This window comes from Microbacterium xerophyticum (assembly GCF_053543555.1).
Window position 1 is genome coordinate 689,066 of the sequence record NZ_JBLVOB010000006.1, and the last position, 3,117, is coordinate 692,182.

3 protein-coding genes are annotated in these 3,117 nt (G+C 66.0%); all 3 read right to left on the reverse strand.

Annotated elements, in window-relative coordinates; all coding sequences use genetic code 11:
• Window positions 1–19: 19 nt before the first annotated feature.
• Genes tpiA through gap form a run of 3 tightly spaced genes read right to left on the reverse strand, consistent with a single transcriptional unit; the run spans window position 20 to window position 3,040 of the window.
• Window positions 20–817 carry a triose-phosphate isomerase gene (gene tpiA, locus ACNPNP_RS10025; protein WP_448965875.1) on the reverse strand — a complete coding sequence of 266 codons (798 nt, stop codon included), beginning with the start codon at window positions 815–817 and terminating at the stop codon, window positions 20–22.
• Window positions 802–2,022, reverse strand: coding sequence for a phosphoglycerate kinase (locus tag ACNPNP_RS10030; RefSeq protein WP_448965876.1), 1,221 nt, complete (start codon window positions 2,020–2,022; stop codon window positions 802–804). Before ACNPNP_RS10030 ends, tpiA begins: the two co-directional genes overlap by 16 nt.
• Window positions 2,023–2,029: 7 nt before the next feature.
• Window positions 2,030–3,040, reverse strand: a complete 1,011-nt coding sequence (gene gap, locus ACNPNP_RS10035) for a type I glyceraldehyde-3-phosphate dehydrogenase (protein WP_448965877.1) — start codon at window positions 3,038–3,040, stop codon at window positions 2,030–2,032.
• Window positions 3,041–3,117 lie beyond the last annotated feature (77 nt).

Consider the following 3,117-nt stretch of genomic DNA (forward strand, 5'->3'; position numbering starts at 1 on the left):
CCCCCCCCCCCCCCACCACTTACACTCCGACGTGCTTTTCGAACCGGATGATTGCCGCGAAGTCGTCGACGACGAGGCTCGCCCCACCGACGAGAGCGCCGTCCACATCGGGTTCGCGCATGAAGCTGGCGATGTTGGCCGCCTTCACCGATCCGCCGTAGAGGATGCGGGTACGTGCTGCCGCGTCCTCGTCGAGCGACTTCGCCAGGACTGCGCGCAGTGCCGCGCAGACATCCTGCGCCTGCTGAGGCGTCGCAGCCTGACCGGAGCCGATCGCCCAGACGGGCTCGTAGGCGACGACGATGTCAGCGGATGCCGGGACACCATTCAGCGCCGCCTCCAGCTGTCCGGCCGGAACGGCGCTCGCGCCGAACTTCTCGAGGTCCTCAGCGGTCTCGCCGACGCAGATCACCGGGACGAGCCCGTGCTTGAGCGCTGCCTGCACCTTCGCCGCCACGACATCGTCGCCCTCGGCGTGGTATTCACGGCGCTCGGAGTGGCCGATGATGACGTACTTCGCATCGAGCTTCGCGAGGAACGCGCCGGACACCTCACCGGTGTACGCGCCCGAGTCGTGCGCCGAGACGTCCTGCGCACCGAGTGCGAAGGGGATCTTGTCCGCGTCGATCAGCGTCTGCACGCTGCGGATGTCGGTGAAGGGCGGGAAGACCGCCACCTCGACCGAGTCGTCCTCATGCTTGGCGTCCTTGAGCGCCCAGTGCAGCTTCTGCACGAACGCCACCGCCTGCAGGTGGTCGAGATTCATCTTCCAGTTGCCCGCGATCAGCGGGGTCCGGGTGATCATGCTGTTGCCCATCCGAGCACCTCCAGGCCGGGTAGCTTCTTGCCCTCGAGGAACTCGAGGCTTGCGCCTCCGCCCGTCGAGATGTGACCGAACCGGTCATCAGTGAAACCGAGCTGACGCACGGCGGCCGCTGAGTCACCGCCGCCGACGACTCCGAGGCCGTCGACCTCGGTGAGCGCCTGCGCGACGGCCTTGGTTCCTGCGGCGAACGCCGGGAACTCGAACACGCCCATCGGGCCGTTCCAGAACACCGTCTTCGAACCGCGGATCGCATCGGCGAACGCCTGAGCGGTCTCCGGGCCGATGTCGAGGCCGATGCCGGATGCTCCGAATGCCGTGCTCTCGATCGCATCCGCCGCCGTGATCTCGTGCGCAGCATCCGCTGAGAACGACTCGGCGACGACGACGTCGGTGGGCAGCACGATCTCGACGCCGCGGTCGGCGGCCTCTGCGAGGTAACCGCGCACGGTCTCGAGCTGGTCCTCCTCAAGGAGGCTCGAACCCACTGCGTGTCCTTGCGCCTTGAGGAACGTGAACAGCATTCCGCCGCCGACGAGGATCCGATCGACGCGCGGAAGCAGGTGCGAGATCACACCGAGCTTGTCGCTCACCTTCGATCCGCCGAGCACGACCGTGTAGGGGCGTTCTGGCTTCTCCGTGAGCCGGTCCAGCACATCCAGTTCGGTGGCGATCAGCAGACCGGCCGCGGACGGCAGGATCTCGGCGAGGTCGTAGACGCTCGCCTGCTTGCGGTGCACGACCCCGAAGCCGTCGGAGACGAGAGCGTCGCCCAGTTCGGCGAGCTCTGCGGCGAACGCGTGACGCTCGGCGTCGTCCTTCGCCGTCTCCCCCGCGTTGAAGCGGAGGTTCTCGAGCACGACGATGCCGCCGTCCTCGAGCGAGGCGACCGCTTCCTTCGCCGACTCGCCGACGGTGTCGCGCGCGAACGCGACCGGCTTGCCGAGAAGCTCCGACAGTCGCTGCGCGACGGGCGCGAGGCTGTACTGCGGGTTGGGCGATCCGTCAGGACGGCCGAGGTGCGAGCACACGATCACTCGTGCACCCGCATTGATGAGGGCGTTGAGAGTCGGCAGCGAAGCGCGCACACGCCCGTCGTCCGTTATGACGCCGTCCTTCAGGGGGACGTTGAGGTCACAACGGACGATGACGCGCTTGCCTTCGAGCGAACCCAGTGAATCCAGGGTGCGCAGAGTCATGAGGAACTCAGATGCGCTCTGCGACGTACTCGGTGAGGTCGACGAGACGGTTGGAGTAACCCCACTCGTTGTCGTACCAGCTGGAGACCTTGACCAGGTTGCCGCTGACGTTCGTGAGCGTCGAGTCGAAGATCGACGAGTGCTGGTTGTGCTGGATGTCACTGGAGACGATCGGGTCCGCGTTGTACTGCAGGTAGCCGACGAGGCTTCCTTCGGCTGCAGCCTTGCGGTAGGCCTCGTTGATCTCATCGACCGTGAGGTCGGTGCGCTCGGTGACGAGGGTCAGGTCGACGATGGAGCCGGTGGGAACCGGCACGCGGTACGACGAGCCGCTCAGCTTGCCGTCCAGCTCAGGGAGGACCAGGCCGATCGCCTTCGCCGCACCCGTGGAGGCGGGAACGATGTTGATCGCCGCAGCGCGAGCGCGGTGCAGGTCGCTGTGCGGGCCGTCCTGAAGGTTCTGGTCGGCGGTGTAGGCGTGCGCCGTCATCATGAAGCCGCGCTCGATGCCGAACGCGTCGTTGAACACCTTGGCGAGCGGTGCGAGCGCGTTCGTGGTGCAGGAGGCGTTGGAGATGATGTGGTGGTTGGCCGGGTCGTAGGTCTCCTCGTTCACGCCGATGACGAACGTGCCGTCAGCACCCGTGGCCGGGGCCGAGATGAGAACCTTCTTCGCGCCGGCATCGATGTGCTTCTTGGCGAGGTCGGCCTTGGTGAAGAAGCCCGTCGACTCGATGACGATGTCGACACCCAGCTCACCCCAGGGAAGGTTGGCGGGGTCCCGCTCGGCGAATGCCTTGATCTTCTTGCCGTCGACCGTGATGCTGTCGTCGTCGTAGCTGATCTCGGCATCCAGGACGCCGCCCACGGAGTCGTACTTCAGCAGGTGCGCAAGCGACTTGTTGTCGGTGAGGTCGTTGACCGCGACGATCTCAAGGTCTGCTCCCTGCGCGAGAGCCGCGCGGAAGTAGTTGCGTCCGATACGGCCGAAGCCGTTGATGCCGATCTTTACAGACACTCAGGTCTCCTGTGTTTCTCGTGCGCTTTCGCGCGTTTTCAATAGAGAATTCGTGGACGACGGCGTGCCCGACGGGT